At 56.8% G+C, this 16,035-nt stretch carries 12 protein-coding genes; 3 read left to right on the forward strand and 9 right to left on the reverse strand.

The window, feature by feature from the left end; genetic code table 11:
- Window positions 1–364: 364 nt before the first annotated feature.
- The 3 genes from tyrS to BLT47_RS03675 form a co-directional block, all read right to left on the reverse strand.
- Window positions 365–1,639 carry a tyrosine--tRNA ligase gene (gene tyrS / locus BLT47_RS03665; RefSeq protein WP_074661762.1) on the reverse strand — a complete coding sequence of 425 codons (1,275 nt, stop codon included), beginning with the start codon at window positions 1,637–1,639 and terminating at the stop codon, window positions 365–367.
- A gap of 235 nt (window positions 1,640–1,874) precedes the next feature.
- Entirely contained in the window at window positions 1,875–3,308 is a 1,434-nt protein-coding gene (argH, locus tag BLT47_RS03670) for an argininosuccinate lyase (protein WP_074661766.1), read from the reverse strand.
- Window positions 3,309–3,500: 192 nt separating this feature from the next.
- Complete coding sequence (locus BLT47_RS03675; RefSeq protein ID WP_065415115.1) at window positions 3,501–4,256, reverse strand: nitroreductase family protein; 756 nt, start codon at window positions 4,254–4,256, stop codon at window positions 3,501–3,503.
- 470 nt (window positions 4,257–4,726) lie between these two features.
- Here BLT47_RS03675 and BLT47_RS03680 point away from each other — a divergent pair, with 470 nt between their 5' ends.
- The gene (locus tag BLT47_RS03680) at window positions 4,727–6,277 is read left to right on the forward strand and encodes an MFS transporter (RefSeq protein ID WP_074661769.1); all 1,551 of its coding nucleotides are present in this window, start codon (window positions 4,727–4,729) and stop codon (window positions 6,275–6,277) included.
- Between the two features lie 469 nt (window positions 6,278–6,746).
- Here the strand turns inward: BLT47_RS03680 and BLT47_RS03685 are convergent, their stop codons facing one another.
- From BLT47_RS03685 to BLT47_RS03710, 6 genes are all read right to left on the reverse strand, one after another.
- The gene (locus BLT47_RS03685) at window positions 6,747–7,982 is read right to left on the reverse strand and encodes an argininosuccinate synthase (RefSeq protein ID WP_074661773.1); all 1,236 of its coding nucleotides are present in this window, start codon (window positions 7,980–7,982) and stop codon (window positions 6,747–6,749) included.
- A 183-nt stretch (window positions 7,983–8,165) separates the two neighbouring features.
- Window positions 8,166–8,624, reverse strand: coding sequence for an arginine repressor (argR, locus tag BLT47_RS03690; protein WP_049619784.1), 459 nt, complete (start codon window positions 8,622–8,624; stop codon window positions 8,166–8,168).
- Between the two features lie 160 nt (window positions 8,625–8,784).
- Entirely contained in the window at window positions 8,785–9,945 is a 1,161-nt protein-coding gene (locus BLT47_RS03695) for an acetylornithine transaminase (RefSeq protein WP_074661778.1), read from the reverse strand.
- Window positions 9,946–10,225: 280 nt separating this feature from the next.
- Window positions 10,226–11,053: an acetylglutamate kinase gene (gene argB, locus BLT47_RS03700; protein ID WP_256332519.1), complete on the reverse strand. Its 828-nt coding sequence runs from the start codon at window positions 11,051–11,053 to the stop codon at window positions 10,226–10,228.
- A gap of 339 nt (window positions 11,054–11,392) precedes the next feature.
- Entirely contained in the window at window positions 11,393–12,553 is a 1,161-nt protein-coding gene (argJ, locus tag BLT47_RS03705) for a bifunctional glutamate N-acetyltransferase/amino-acid acetyltransferase ArgJ (RefSeq protein WP_074661783.1), read from the reverse strand.
- Window positions 12,550–13,779: an Asd/ArgC dimerization domain-containing protein gene (locus BLT47_RS03710; protein ID WP_074661788.1), complete on the reverse strand. Its 1,230-nt coding sequence runs from the start codon at window positions 13,777–13,779 to the stop codon at window positions 12,550–12,552. The genes argJ and BLT47_RS03710 overlap by 4 nt, the downstream gene beginning before the upstream one ends.
- Before the next feature lie 142 nt (window positions 13,780–13,921).
- On the opposite strand from BLT47_RS03710, the gene argF reads away from it, so the two are divergent.
- Window positions 13,922–14,929 (forward strand): ornithine carbamoyltransferase, encoded by a 1,008-nt coding sequence (argF, locus tag BLT47_RS03715; protein WP_074661792.1) that lies wholly within the window; start codon window positions 13,922–13,924, stop codon window positions 14,927–14,929.
- A gap of 414 nt (window positions 14,930–15,343) precedes the next feature.
- Window positions 15,344–15,925 carry a TetR/AcrR family transcriptional regulator gene (locus BLT47_RS03720; protein WP_049619779.1) on the forward strand — a complete coding sequence of 194 codons (582 nt, stop codon included), beginning with the start codon at window positions 15,344–15,346 and terminating at the stop codon, window positions 15,923–15,925.
- The last annotated feature ends 110 nt before the right edge of the window (window positions 15,926–16,035 follow it).

The raw sequence follows: 16,035 nt of genomic DNA on the forward strand, positions 1-16,035 counted from the left end.
GCAGAAAACAATACCCACCCCACCCCAAAAACACAAACCAAAACCCCAGTGACACCAAACACACACCCACAAAACCCCACCAACACAACAAAAACCCAAACCAAAAACAACAAGTAGCCCCGCAAGTCAGCGTGACTTGCGGGGCTACTTGGGAGCTATTTATTTGCTTCTTACTGGTTTGGCCACTCTCTTGCGAGGCTCACTGTTTTCTGAGGTTTGACCGCTTGTTGAAACGCTCGCCGCTTTTACGAGATCAGGCCCTTCTTACGAGGTTTGCCTGTTTCGTTTGCCTGTTTCGTAGGCGTTTATCGGACTCGTACAGGGTTCGCGCTTGCTCGCGGGCGCGCTCAAACAAACATGGTGTCTATTCGCGCGCAATACCGTCCAGCACACCAACTGCCAAGTTCTTCTTGCCCTTGCGCAAAAGTACATATCCGCCATCGAGTACTTGCTCGGCACTGAGTACGGCGTTTTCGTCTTCTACTTTCTGGTTGTTGATGTACAGGCCGCCGGAGCGAATGGTGCGGCGTGCCGCGCCCGTCCCCCTTTCTTGGCCGGTAGCGGCAAAGAGTTCTACGACGGGCTGGCCTACCTCGACATCGGCTGCCGGAAGCTCGGCGACGGCGTCGTGCAGGGTGGCAGCGTCCAGATCGAAAAGCTCATCGCTTCCGAAAAGTGCGCGGGAAGCTGCTTCTACCCGCGCGGTCGCCTGCGCACCATGCACCCAGGTGGTTACGTCACGGGCAAGCAGCCGCTGCGCCTCGCGTGCCTGGGGGCGTTCCGAAACCTGTTTGGCAAGCTCTTCGATTTCTTCCCGAGTACGGAAAGTAAAGACTTTGAGCATACGGACGGCGTCTTCATCAGCGGTGTTGAGCCAGAACTGGTAGAAGGCGTAGGGAGACATCATCTCGGGATTAAGCCAGATTGCGCCACCTTCGGATTTACCGAACTTGGTGCCGTCTGCCTTGGTGATGAGCGGGTTCGTCATCACGTGCACTTCTTTTCCTTCGACCCGGCGAATGAGGTCAAGCCCGCCCACCAAGTTGCCCCACTGGTCGTTTCCGCCCAGCTCCAACGTGCATCCGTAACGCCGATACAGTTCGAGGAAATCGTAGGCTTGCAAAATTTGGTAGGAGAATTCCGTGTAGGAAATACCTTCTTCAGATTCCAAGCGCCGCGCCACAATATCTTTATTGAGCATGGTTCCTAGGCGGAAATATTTTCCGATATCGCGCAGGAAATCGATGGCGGAGATATCTTTCGTCCACTCGTAGTTATTGACGATCCGCGCGGCATTTTCGCCCTCAAAAACAAGCAAACCGCTGATCTGGTTGCGCAACGCTTCCGCCCATTGCGCCACGGTTTCGCGCGCATTGAGCTGCCGCTCCGAAGTGGGCCGCGGGTCACCAATTAGCCCGGTTGCTCCCCCAACCAAAGCAATCGGTTTATGGCCGGCAAGTTGCAAGTGCCGCATTACCTTAATTGCTACGAGATGCCCGTGATGCAAAGAAGGAGCGGTGGGATCGAAACCGCAATAATAGGTAACTGGACCCGCCGCCAGGTGCGCGCGTAGCGCCTCCAGATCGGTATGTTGCGCGATCAGTCCGCGCCACTCAAGTTCGTCCAGAACGTCCGTCACTATTTGTCCTTTCACCTATTTTGCGGGCCGCCCAACACGTACCCACTAAAGAAATCTTGCCTGTTTCTGCCCGCTAAGGCAAAACCATTTCGCAACCGTTTCGCGGTGCAGTGCCCGCTCAGTTCCCTGCTTTGCCTGCCGGTTCAGTTCCCTGCCGGCTCTCCGCACCAGAAATCACACTTTCACGCCGCATACCGGTGGCGACGCCGTCGTACCCCGGATCCCCGGTGCTTGCCTAACGCATTTCCACGCGCGAATCCGTGAATTTACGTGCCGCTGCCAGCGCATTTCCTGCTTCGCTGAGTTGCTCGGCCACGCGGACAGGCGCGGTACCACCAATACCATTGCGAGCTTCTACCGAACCGCGCGCGCTCAGCACTTCACGTACTTCGGGTGTGAGCCGCGAGTCGATTTCTGCGAGCTCATTATCCGTAAGATCCCACAGTTCAATGCCGCGTTCTTCACACCGGCGCACGCACTGCCCGGAAATCTCATGGGCGTCGCGGAAAGCCACCCCCTGGCGGACGAGCCATTCGGCGATGTCCGTGGCGAGAGAGAAGCCGCGCGGCGCCAAGTATTCCATGCGCTCATAATCGAAACGCATGGTGGAGATCATGCCGCTGACGGCCGGGAGCAGCACATCGAGCTGGTCAATCTGGTCAAATACGGGTTCTTTATCTTCCTGCAAATCCCGGGCATAGGCCAAGGGCAAGCCCTTCAAGGTGGCAAGCAAACCGGTGTGGTCGCCAATGAGCCGGCCGGCCTTGCCGCGCGCGAGTTCCGCAATATCGGGGTTTTTCTTTTGCGGCATGATGGAAGAACCGGTGGAGTAGGCGTCGTCGAGCGTGACGTAACCAAATTCCTGGGTGTTCCAAATAATGATTTCTTCAGAGATGCGCGAAAGGTCGATGCCGATCTGTGCCATGACGTAGGAAAACTCCGCAACTACATCGCGCGCCGAAGTACCGTCAATCGAATTGTGGGTAACGGCAGAAAAACCGAGGTCGGCAGCTACTTGTTCGGGATGTAAGCCAAGCGTATTTCCCGCTAAGGCACCGGCCCCGTATGGCGAATAGGCAGCGCGCCGGTCCCAATCTTGCAAGCGCTCCAGATCCCGCAAGAACGGCCACGCATGGGCAAGCAACTGGTGGGCTACGAGCACCGGCTGGGCGTGCTGCATATGAGTGCGGCCCGGCATAATCGCATCTCCAGCTGCCCGTGCCTGCGCAATTAGCGCTTCTACTACGTCGAGGAGTTTGCCGCCCAAGATCCGTGCTTCATCGCGCAAATACATGCGGATTTCGGTGGCGATCTGATCGTTGCGAGACCGCCCTGCGCGCAGCTTGCCACCAAGTTCGGGACCCGCATATTCCAGCAGGCCACGTTCCAAAGCTGTATGTACGTCTTCATCATCCGGGCGAGGCCGGAACTCGCCCGATTCCACCGCCCATTCGAGCTCCTCCAGAGCCCGGAGCATTTCGCCTAGTTCCTCTTCCGTGAGCAGCCCGGCTTTTGCTAAACCGCGGGCGTGTGCGCGTGATCCAGCTAGGTCATACGGGGCTAGCCGCCAATCAAAATGGGTAGAACGGGAAAGCTCCGCGAGGGCTTCAGCTGGCCCGCCAGCGAACCTGCCACCCCAGAGCGCGATGTGTTCGGTATTTTTCGACATGCGCCCATGGTAATAGGAAAACGCTACGCGGCCCGCCTTCGGCTCTCCTCGTGAACGGCGCGCGTGGGTTCAGCGCGAGCTACGTACGGGCCAAGTGAGCGAATGTACGCCCGTGCAGAACGGCGCGAATCGTCAGAAGCACGCTAAATCCCCGCGAGCAGAAACTCGCTACTTCCCCGCGGGCAAAACCCACTAATTCCCCGCAGGCAGGAACTCGAAACCTTGCTCCAGGATGATCTGCGCGTTTTCAGCCCGGCGAGCGGCAATATGCTCCATTCGAGAAGCAACCGTTTCCGTGAACGGTCCCACTTTTTTACCGTAGCGGGTATCCACCCAGTCTTTAATTTGTTCATCATACGCGGCCAGCGCCTGCGTCCAAGATTCTGGTTCCGTATACTGGTTTTCCATCATCCGTAATTCCGCGGCCATTCGCGGCTTTACCTCCGGTTCTTCAGCCGGATGCCCAAAGATCACGCCGAGCACCGGATAAGTGAGCTTGGGCAGTCCCAAAATTTCGATCAGCCGGCGCGTGTCATTTTGAATCGAACCAAGGAAGCAAGTTCCCAGACCTAAACTTTCCGCCGCTACCACCAAGTTTTGTGCCATCAGGCACGCATCGGTGAAAGCTGCCGTAAACGCATCGTAGGAAGAGGCGGCCATGCCGCTCACCCCATTTTCTTGGGAGATACGCCGGGCGCGGCGCGTATCAACAATGAAAATCCACAGTTCGGGAGCCTGCGCCACATAATCTTGCGTGCACACCTGCGCGATCTGCGCGGCAATTTCCTTATCGGTTACCCGAATCATCGAAGAATGCTGCAAACCTTGTGAACTCGGCGTGCGGTTAACCGCGGCCTGCAAGGCAGCAAGGGTTTCCGCCGAGATCGGTTCCGCCGTGAATTTCCGAATTGTCCGATGGTCAAGTTGCGTTTCAATTGTGCTATTCATTTCCATGGTCAAATTCTCTCACGTTTCTGGAAGGCTCGGCGCTGCTCCTTCTTGCACCCCACTTGCCCACACTTGCACCCCGCTTGTCCACAGTGCGGACACTTCTGCAAAAATCGCAGACCTCAGGTTCTGTGACGCGAAAAGCATTTTGCTTAGCCTTCCTTTTTCTTGAAGCCTGATAGAGTGCAAGTGCAATGGAGCATCCCTCCAGCTGCATCCCAGCTCGCGGATACCGCGGGCTATTTTTTATGCGGCAGGTGGGCCTCCATGCATCCTGGTTCCGGCGCCCGCGGGCTAGAAACGGTGAGTATTCACCGGGTTTGTATAGCCCCTCGCGTTCCGTTCCGGGAAAATCTCCGGTACTGGAGTTGCGAAGCCACCTGCCGCGTATTTGCTACGTATTTACTGCGTGCGGCAGGTCTCATTCGGCAAGTCCGTATCGGACTCATCGTCTTTCATATAAGGGTTTAATGGAAAATAACGGAAATACACGGTTTTTTAGGGTCCCCGGATCCGATCGCGAGTACGACCGCAATAAGCTTCTGCTGGTTCTTCTGGTCTCACTTGTTATCTCACTTATTCAGGTCAGTTCAGTAAATAATCTTTTGCCTGTTATTACTTTGGACTTGCATGCAGAACGTTCGGACCTGCAGTGGGTGCTTTCGGGGTATGCGCTTCTCTTTGGTTTAGCTTTGGTCCCGGCCGGGCGGCTGGGTGATATTTTCGGCCGCTCAATGACCTGGATGATCGGGGTAGCGATTTTCACGCTCGGTTGTGTTTTGTGTGGAAGCGCGACGACGCCGACCATCTTGAATCTGGCGCGAGCACTACAAGGATTGGGAGCTGGCGTCTTTTCACCGCAGGTAACCGGCTTGATCCAACAGTTCTTCTCCGGGCACGCCCGGGCCAAGGCTTTCTCCTATATGGGCTTGGCTATTTCCGCGTCCGTGGCCGTTGGTCCGCTTATTTCCGGCAGCCTTGTGCAATTCCTCGGTAATGCTGGCTGGCGTTGGAGCTTCTTCTTCAACGTGCCGCTCGGCCTGCTGGGTATCGTCCTCGGTTTCTTCTGGCTACCTTTCTCGAAGGAACGGCGCACAATTGGTCCGTCTGCTTCCGCAGCGAACCGCGAGTATCGGGCCAAGCAGCGCGCCCGCGGGCGTAAACCGGCCCGCAAGCGTGGCGACCGGATCGATTTGGACCCGATCGGCATGCTTTTGCTAACGGTATCCGTGCTGGGCATCATGTTGCCTTTCATGACGGACTACAGCTGGCGTTGGTTCATGTTGCTCGGCGCGGTGGTGCTCATGGCCGTCTGGGTTTGGTGGGAAGGCTACTACCCCAAGCGGGGCGGGATTCCCATGGTTAACCTCAGGCTCTTCACGATCGAATCTTTCTCCTACGGGGTGGCTATTGCCGGTATCCAATTCCTGGGTACTACCTCTGTTTTCGTAGTTTTGGCTTTGGTCTTCCAGCAAGGTTTGGGCTTTTCCGCGCTAATGGCAGGTTTGATTGGCTTGCCCAATGCGCTACTGTCTGCATATTTCGCAGTATGGTCTGGCAAGCGGGCAGTAACACACGGCCGGCGTTTGCAGACGGATGCTTTGCTCATTATGTTTGTTTCGCTGCTGGCCTCGATCGGGGTTGCCTGGGGTGTTTTGACCGCCGGCTGGAACCCATGGTGGATCATGGTTCCGATCGGGTTCTTCGGTATCGGGCAGGGCATTATGGGCTCCGTCAACCAGACGGTTACCATGTCTGATGTGCCCCGGGCACACGGCGGTACCGCTGGTGGTATTCAGCAAACCGCGCAGCGTATTACCACCGCAATCGGTAATGCGATGATCACGGCGATTCTGTTCACTTTCGTCAGCGATCAAGATAATGCTTCGCTACATGACTGGGCGATTGGTTATGCCGGTTCTATCGGTACGATCTGCGTGATCGTTGCATGCTCGCTAATTCTTGCCTTTATCTTCCAGCGTCGCCCGCTGCAGCCCGCGCCCGCCGACCGCGGCGACTAAAACCGCAACTATTAAGGTGCGGCGAATAAGACGCCGTCACTAAGAACGCGGTCACTAAGAACGCGGTCACTAAGAACGCGGACGCGGCACTAAAACGCGTGGCTAAAATGCGCGGCGAGTAAGGCACTTTTCGCTAGCTACATATAAAAGACGAGGCAGACATGCCAAGGGCCGGGCGGGAAACACACGAATCGTGTTTCCCGCCCGGCCCTAGTCACTTTCTAGCTGTATAACGGCAACATAGCTATAGCTGTATAGCTGCGAATAGCTGCGAGCACAGCATAGCGGCGAGCACGGCTGTGAATTGCCGGGAGCACAGTGCTGCGGCTAACCGCAGCACTGGCGCGGTTAACCGCAGCACTGGCCTATTAATCGCAAACTAGCTAGCCGCACTTGTACCGCAAACTCTTTGGCCACATACTTGCTCGATAATCGTCGATTACCGCAAGCTAGCTGGCCGCTTGTTTGCTTAGTTGAGAGCGGACTTGCCGATGGCTTCGCCGCGGCCGAACTTGACGTCCCGGGCTGCTGCGAGCTGGCTGGGAAGCCCGGTTAGTTCGATGAAGCCCCGCGAGAGGGACTGATCGAAGGAGTCGCCGGCGTCATACGTGGCAAGGTTGAAATCGTAGAGCGAAGTTTCGGAGCGCCGGCCGTTCGGCGTCGCCCGCCCACCATGCAAAACCATGCGCACATCACCGGAAACATACTGCTGCGTATCATCAATAAACGCATCGAGGGAACGCTTGAGCGGGCTGAACCACTGACCTTCATACACCAGTTCCGCCCAGCGTTCAGATACGCGCCGCTTGAAACGCGCCTGTTCGCGATCCATCGTTACGTTTTCGAGGTCCTTGTGCGCTTCAATCAGGGTCATGGCGCCGGGAGCTTCGTAAATCTCACGGCTCTTAATCCCCACCATGCGGTCTTCGACGACGTCGATGCGGCCGATCCCCTGCGCCCCGGCACGTCGGTTGAGCTCTTGGATAGCTTGCAAAGGCGTAACGTAACGGCCGTCAATTTGCACCGGGATGCCCTGTTCGAAAGTAATGATTACTTCATCTGGAACCGGCGAATACGTGGGATCATCGGTGTATACGTAAACATCCTTCGTAGGCGCGTTCCACAGGTCTTCCAAGTAACCGGTTTCGACGGCGCGGCCCCACACATTTTGGTCGACCGAGAACGGATTATGATGCGTCGTTTCGATCGGCAAATCATGCTTATTGGCGTAATCGATCGCAAATTCGCGCGTGAGGGCGAGGTCGCGCACCGGAGAAAGACACTTTAGATCGGGCGCCAAAGAGGTAATGCCGTTTTCGAAACGGACTTGGTCGTTCCCCTTGCCGGTACAACCGTGGGCCACCGTGGTGGCACCGAACTGGCGGGCAGCCGATACCAAGTGCTTCACGATCACCGGGCGCGAAATCGCGGAAACCAGCGGGTAGCGATCCATGTACAGGCCGTTCGCCTTCAGTTCCGGCATGCAGTATTCATTCGCGAACTCGTCTTTCGCGTCTGCCACATAAGCTTCTACCGCACCGCAGTCCAGGGCTCGCTGGCGAATAGTTTCGAGGTCTTCGCCTCCCTGCCCCACATCCACCGCAACGGTGATAACTTCCGCTCCGGTTTGTTCTCCGATCCAGCCGATTGCTACCGAGGTATCGAGCCCACCTGAATAAGCGAGCACCACCCGATCTTTAGCCATTTCTCTCCTCCCGCGCTACGCGCGATACTTCTCTTCGTTTTGCCGGCGGAATTACCTCCGCCTTACCAACAGGCTTGCTTCGTTTTGCCAAGGGATTTACTTCGTTTGCCGGCGAACTTGGCCCGCCCAAGTCTTACCGGCGGGTCTGTTTTCATACCTGGCCACCTAAGCCAACTGCACTGCCTAGGCCAGATTGAGCAGATGTTCCGTAAGGTTTTGTGCCCGCTCTTCCGATTCGGTAACCACGAGCACAGTGTCATCCCCCGCTATGCATCCCAACACGCCGGGGAAATGCGCCCGGTCTACCCCGGAAGCTAGCAATTGTGCCGCTCCCGGCGGGGTGCGAAGCACTATTTGGTTTAGTGAATAGCGGGCACTCGTCATAATTTCCCGTGCCCAGCGAGCAAGTTGACCGCGCGCCTCCGAATCCGGGGAATCCGGAATCTTGTACACGCTCACTCCATCGACTTTGGTTTTCACCGCGCCGAGTTCATCGAGGTCGCGCGAAAGCGTGGCCTGCGTGACGTCTACACCTTCCGCTGCGAGCAACTGCCGCAAATCGTTTTGGGAACGCACCTGATGCGAATCCAAAAAATCCGAAATAAGGCCTTGCCGCGCTGCGCGGGTAGCCGGAATGTTCATACTGTCACCGCCTATTCACTTCACTACGAAACATGCCGTTTTAGACATGCATAACTATACACGCGATCTAATACAAAGAGCGCTGTAAGGCTGTGTTTCTCCTCGCACCATGCGCTGGTTATGCCCACAGCCTCTGACGGTAACGCTGAGGCTTCGGGCGTTATCCTCTAAGCGCTGCTTTCTCGCGCATAAACTCCGTGAAAGGAGCCAATTCCGCGCGGGTGATGCCCAACGGCGGCGCTATGCGCAAAGTGTTTGCATTGGCGGGGTTGACGATAAAGCCCGCTTCGAGCAGTTCGGCGGCAAGTGCCGGCGCATCTTCTACCGCGATGCCCAGTAACAGCCCTTTACCTCGCACCGCATATCCGGCCGCGCTTAGTTCTTCTTGCAGCCAAGTGCCGGTGGCCTGCACGTGCCCGGATTGCAGATAGCCCGAGATTACTTCCAGGGTGGCAAGCGCTGCTCGCGTAGCCAGCGGATTGCCACCGAAGGTAGAGCCGTGATCGCCCGGGCCTAATAATTCCCCGGCCTTGCCAATACCGATGCAAGCTCCCACAGGAACGCCCGAACCTAGCCCTTTGGCAAGGGTGACGACGTCGCCCCGTACCGTTTCACTCGAGGCTAACCAGCTGCCGGTGCGCCCCACCCCGGTTTGAACTTCGTCAATAATGAGGAGGGCGTTGTGGCGGTCGCATGCCTGGCGGGCCGCCTGCAAAACTTCCGGAGCGAGCGGTACCACACCCGCTTCCCCTTGAATCGGCTCTACAAAAAGCGCGGCCACGGATTCGTCAACCCCGCTTTCGATACCGGCAACGGTTGCCGGAACCAAGCCTGTTTGTCCCACTAGCGGCGCGAAAGGCTCACGCAACGAAGCTTTCGAGGTAACCGAAAGGGCCCCGAAAGTACGGCCGTGGAAAGAGCCTTCTAGCCCCAAGATTTTCCCGCCGGGCTTATGGGCGCGGGCAATTTTCAGGGCCGCCTCATTAGCTTCCGTACCGGAGTTGGTAAAAAACACGCGGGCCGGCTGTGTATATCCGGCCTCCGCAATAATTTCCGCCAACTTTTCGGCCAGGGCGAGTTGCGGGGCGGTAGCAAAGAAATTCGAAGTGTGTACAAGCTGTCCTAGCTGCTCGCGCAAAGCCGCTACCACCTGCGGATGACTATGCCCCGTGGAATTAACCGCAATCCCTGCCAGTAAGTCCAGATAGCGCCGCCCTTCGCTATCCCAAACGTACACCCCTTCCCCGCGCACCAATTGCCGCGCCGGAGTAGGGAAAGTCCGCATCATCACGGCCTCATAGCGTTCCTGATAACTCTTCATTGCTTCGTACCTTTGCCTCGTACCTTTGGCTCGTGCCTTTGCCTCGTAACTTTTACCGCGTGTCTTTTGCCTTTTACATTTGCTGTTCTTTTTGGTTGTCTCTAGTTTCCCCGGAGGGCTAGTTTTCCAACCGGGGCTAGTTTTCCCCGGAGGGCTAGTTTTCCAACCGGGGCTAGTTTTGCCCGGCGGCCAGTTTCCCCCAGCCTGCGAGAATCCCCAGCAGCTTATTTCCACAGCCGCTAAGTTCTTCACCGGAAAAACTACTCATCGGGATAAAAAACTACTCATCGGGATAAATTGCGGTGCCAATACCCTCGTCGGTGAAAACTTCGACGAGCATGGAGTGTTCCAGGCGCCCATCAATCACGTGTACTTCCGGCACGCCCCCAGAAAGGGCTTGCAAGGCCGCTTCCATTTTCGGAATCATGCCCGAGCTCAGCGCCGGCAAAAGCTCCCGCAACTCCCCTGCCCGCATACTGGTAATGAGCGAGTTTTTATCCGGCCAGTTGCGATACACGCCTTCCACGTCCGTCACCATAATGAGCTTGCGGGCTCCCAGCGCGGCCGCCAGATCTGCGGCCGCCAGGTCCGCATTAATATTGAGCACTTCCGTAGTGGATTCAACGTCCACGCCAATCGAGGAAACTACGGCGATCCGCCCGTTTTCTAATACCCCTTCAATCGCGGCCGGATTCACCCCTACCAGTTCTCCTACGTGCCCTAAATCAGCAGCCTTCCCAGCCCCATCGGTACGGGCACGCCGTGCCATAAATAGCTGCGCATCTTCCCCGGAAAGCCCAATCGAATACGGATGGTCCGCATTGAGGAGTGAAACCAATTCGCGTTGCACTTTCCCGGTAAGGACCATGCGCACCACATCCATGGTTTCTGCGTCTGTATACCGGAACCCGCCCCGAAATTCCGGTTCTATGCCAAGCCGGCGCAACATTTCATTAATTTGCGGGCCGCCCCCATGTACCACGACCACGCGAATCCCCACATGATGCAGGAAAATAATGTCGTGCGCTAGGGCCTGGCGGAGCTGATCGGAAACCATCGCATTTCCGCCATATTTGATCACAAATACTTCTCCTGCAAACCGGCGCATCCACGGCAAGGCTTCTACGAGCACGCTCGCTTTGCGCCGCGCCCACGCGGTTTCGCCGTTTGGCTCACCCGAAACCGGGTGGTCTTTGGCCGCCGGGCCAAGTGCTGTTTCAGTTTCTGTTTCTGGATTGACCATTGCTTACTGCCTTCGCGTCTATCGTTAGTGGGTGGTATTTACGGGCTTGCCGTTACCGGGCGCCCGGATTGCGCGTGCCCATGTGCCCCGCACAGGTGCGCCCGCCAGGAGGTCCCTTTGCCTTTAGGAGCGCGTCAGCCAGCTCGTTCGCACAGGTGCGCCCGCCAGGAGGTCCCAGCAGTTGCCCCGCAGGCGAGTTTCTGGCTACGTGCTGTACGCAGAGTTTTCGTGCACATAGTCATGCGTAAGATCATTTGTAAGGAGCGTTGCGGTTGCCGAGCCCGCATTCAAAACGAGGCGGATATGGGTTTCCCGCGAGCTCAGATCCGTGCTGTTTCCGGTACCGCTCCCCTGCCGAGCCAGGCATACCCCGTTTATATACAACTCCACTTCCGCCGGATCATAAGGCGCAATATCGGCAGGTACGGTTCCGGCAGCCGCCAAAACCCGGCCCCAATTTGCGTCATTACCAAAAATCGCCGTTTTCACTAGGTTCGACCGCGAAATCGCGCGCGCTACTGCCAGCGCGCCCGCTTCCGTGGCCGCTTCTGCCACTTCCACGCGAATCACGTGGCTCGCCCCTTCGGCGTCGTCAATCAACTGCGCGGCAAGATCTGCGCACACGGCCGTGAGGTTCGCCGTAAAATCCGTGGCGGATGGAGTGTGCGCGCTCGCTCCCGAAGCTAGGAGTACCACGGTGTCGTTCGTAGACATACACCCGTCCGAATCGAGGCGATTAAACGTCTTCCCCACGGCTTCCTGCAAGGCGGTTCGCGCAAGTTCGGGGGCCACCACCGCATCCGTAGTAATAACACAAAGCATGGTTGCCATTTCGGGGGCGAGCATCCCCGCACCTTTCACGATTCCGCCAAGGCTATAACCGGCACCTTGCACCGCCGCGTTTTTCGCGTACGTATCAGTGGTCATAATCGCTTGCGCCGCGTTTTGCCCGGCTTCTTGAGAAGATGCGAGTTCCTTCGCCGCGGTTTCTATACCCGCCAGTATTGTTTCCACAGCTAAGGGTTTGCCGATTAGCCCGGTAGAACAAACGACGACGTCGTTCGCCGCTACGTCTAGGGTTTCGCCAACTTTTTTCGCTGTGGCCACGGTATCGGCATACCCGGCCGGGCCGGTGCACGCATTCGCATTCACCGCATTCAGAACTACGGCACGGGCCTGACCATTTGCCACCACTTCCCGCGTATACACAACCGGTGCGGCCGTAAAACGGTTCGCGGTAGTCACGGCCGCCGCGGTGTACTGCGGGCCTTCATTTACGATTAGGGCCAGATCTTTCGCCCCGCTTTTGCGCAACCCGCAGGCAATGCCGGCCGCGCGAAATCCTTGTGGCGTGGTAACCGTCATGGCGTTACTCCATTTCCTGGTAGGCCCAGGGTTTCGGGTAGCCCTAGCGCCAAATTCAAACTTTGGATAGCAGCACCTGCGGTGCCTTTCACGAGATTATCGAGTGCGCAAATCACCGTCATCCGCTCCCCGCTACGATCCAGCTCCGCATGCACGAGGGCAGTATTGCTTCCATATACCGCCGCGGTGGTAGGCAAATCCTCACTCCACTGCACAAAAGGTTCGCCTGCATACGCCGCTTGATAAGCATCGCGTACATGCTCGCCGGTAGTTCCGGGCCGCACCGGCAAAGAGACACAGGCTAAAATCCCGCGGGCCATGGGCACCAAAATCGGCGTCATCGAAAGCGAAAAAGTGGTTTTTGGCGCGGCCACATATCCCAGTTTTTCCTGGATCTCAGGAATGTGCCGGTGGCGCCCGGCGATGTTGTATGCGGAAGCTGATTCCAGAGCTTCAGCGGCAAGCAAATGTGGGGCCGGGTTTTTTCCTGCCCCGGAATAACCAACGGCAAGGGTTGCCACCATGTCTTCTCCGGAAACAAGCCCGGCCGCCAAGGCCGGCTGGATAGCAAAAATCATTGCCGAAGCATTACAGCCCGGCCCGGCAATCCGCCGCGTAGTAGCCAATGCAGCGCGCTGTGCTCGTGCCGCAGCTATTACAGCGGTGGCGCTTCCAGTAGCGCTTGCTGCCTCACCGCCACTATTTGTGGAAAACGCATCCTCGCCTCGTGAGGGAAAAACGACGCCCCCAGGAAAGGTCCCCTCTTCCTTTGCGGATAGCGGTCCCCCGGTGGGAAGCGCCTCAGCGTTGGGAAGCTCGTCACTTTTATCGCGGCGTAGCAGTTCCGGCATTCCATACGTCCAGGCCGAGCGGTAGGTACCGCCATAAAAAGCATTCCAAGCCTGTTCGCTTTCTAGACGATGATCCGCGCCCAGATCAACAAGAATTGCATCCGGGTTGATTTCCGCGATTTCTTGTGCCAATTGGCCGGAGGCTCCGTGCGGGAGGGCAAGCACGACTACATCACCTTCTGCGAGCCGCGCCGCCGAAGTTTCAACGACGTCGTACTTTGCATAACTACGCAAATGCGGGTGGTACTTACGCAAGCTGCCACGCGAGGAGCCCGCGCTGAGAACCCCGGGCGTAAATTGCGGATGACACGCGATTAAACGCAGAAACTCGCCCCCTGCATAACCGGTGGCACCGGCAAGATTAACGGTGAACATGCGTGTACTATATCCGCCAGAGTGCATAAATAAAAGTTTGCTCATTTTGTAAGATTACGGTACGGCAGGCGCGCCCAGTTTGCCTCCGGAAATGCCTTTCCCGTTACGGAAAGCGGTATTCCACCAGGAAGGAAAAACGAAAATGGTCAACCTCAAGGGGCGTTCATTCCTCAAGGAACTTGATTTCACGAGCGCAGAGTGGCGGCATTTACTAGACCTGGCTGCTCAGCTCAAAGCACATAAGAAGGCGGACACTGAGGTGCCGCACTTAGCGGGTAAAAACATTGCCTTGCTCTTTGAGAAGACCTCCACGCGCACGCGTTGCGCTTTTGAAGTGGCGGCCTACGATCAAGGCGCGAATGTGACTTATTTAGATCCAACCGGTTCACAGTTGGGCCACAAAGAATCAGTGGCCGATACCGCGCGGGTACTGGGGCGTTTTTATGACGGGATTGAGTTCCGCGGGCACCGGCAAGCCGATGTGGAAGAACTGGCGCGGCTCGCGGGAGTGCCAGTGTGGAACGGGCTTACCGACGAGTGGCATCCCACCCAAACTTTGGCCGATCAACTCACGATGTTTGAACACGCGGGCAGGGCTGATTATGCCGATATAACTTTCGCGTATGTGGGCGATGCTCGGAACAATGTGGCCCATTCTTTGCTTGTGGGTGCGGCCTTATTGGGCATGAAAATGCGGGTAGTAGCCCCCTCCTCACTTCAGCCAGAACCACAAGTATTGGCACAAGCGCAGGCGCTTGCCACCCAAACCGGCGCACAACTGATAGTAAGCGACGATCCGCGCAACGGCGTCGTTGGTTGTGATTTTGTTTACACTGACGTGTGGGTATCCATGGGTGAACCGGAGGAAGTGTGGGAGGAACGAATCTCGCTTTTGCAGCCCTACCAGGTAAATCGGGAAATGTTGGCAGCTACTGGAAAGCCCGCAAAATTCCTGCACTGCCTACCGGCCTTCCACGATAGGAATACTGCTATTGGCGAGGAGATTTACCAAAAGTACGGTCTGGAATCCATGGAAGTAACCAATGACGTCTTCGAATCTGCGGATTCGATCGTGTTCGATCAGGCCGAAAACCGGATGCACACGATCAAGGCAGTTATGGTCGCCACCATAGGAAATCCGCTTATTTAAGACGCCGTAGCTGGCAGGAAACGGCCGGGTAGCCGGCGGGAAAAAGCCGGGCAGGCGGCAGAAGGGCAGGCGGCGCGAAAAAGCCGGCAGCCGGATGGAAGGCAGCCGGCGGGAAACCGGCAAGAAACGGGTGGGATATTAGCGGTAGATGGGCGGGGATTGGGCGCCCACAACGAATTGAAAGCAAAGTACGCAGAAAGCTGGTGGGCCGAGTGGGTACCGAAACCGGCACTCCGCGTACCTTACTTTCTACTATTTTTCTTTAGGTATCTTCAACCTTGGAAAAACCTTGAAACACAAGGTTTTAGGTCGTTTTGCCTTGCAGATACCACTTCGGTATAAATATTATTACTATCGTGCCGGGGGTACCGGCGTGAGGTAAAGTATACCTCCACTAAATTTAAGGAGAACAGGGTGCGGGGAGTCGCGGCGTCGGATAATTCGACTGCTTTGACCAAGGGTGAAAGACGGCGCCAAGAGATAATTGAGGCTACGGCAAAGATTATTCTGGAGGAAGGCCCCGAGGCTGTAACACACCGAAAAGTTGCCAGCCGCGCCCGTTGCTCACTTTCAGCCACCACCCATTATTTCAAGAACATTGATGAACTTCTTTCCGAAGGCGGCCGGTACAATATTTTCGCTTGGGCACGCGCTGCCGAGGAGGCCGTGAAGTTTGTTGAGAAAACTGATCCGCCCCAAGCACTAACCGCAAAAATCGAGTTGATTTTGCGGGCCTGTTTGCCGCACTCTGGCGTTTTACCGAATCATTATCGGCAACTTTTAGCAGCTTTTGAGTACCCGAAGGTAGCCGAAGCATATGCTCAGTGCCGTGGTGATCTAGAAACAGCGGTGGCTTCTTTGCTGGACTTTCTGAAAATTGAGGCGCCAGTGCCAGTGATTATGGCTTTAGTGGATGGCGGTGCGGTAGCCGCAATTTCGGGTGGACGGGATGTGCGGGCCACCGCCGCCGAAATATTAGAACAGTATTTGGGCTAGCGGGCCGCGAGATAAATCAGAGCACACCCTGGGATAAAACCATCGCTACGCCCCACCTCGGCTTCAGCGCCGGCCCCAGTTCAGCGCCGGCACCGGCGCTCACCTCTAGC

Origin of the sequence: Actinobaculum suis, from assembly GCF_900102025.1 — a bacterium.
Lineage (GTDB): Bacteria > Actinomycetota > Actinomycetes > Actinomycetales > Actinomycetaceae > Actinobaculum > Actinobaculum suis.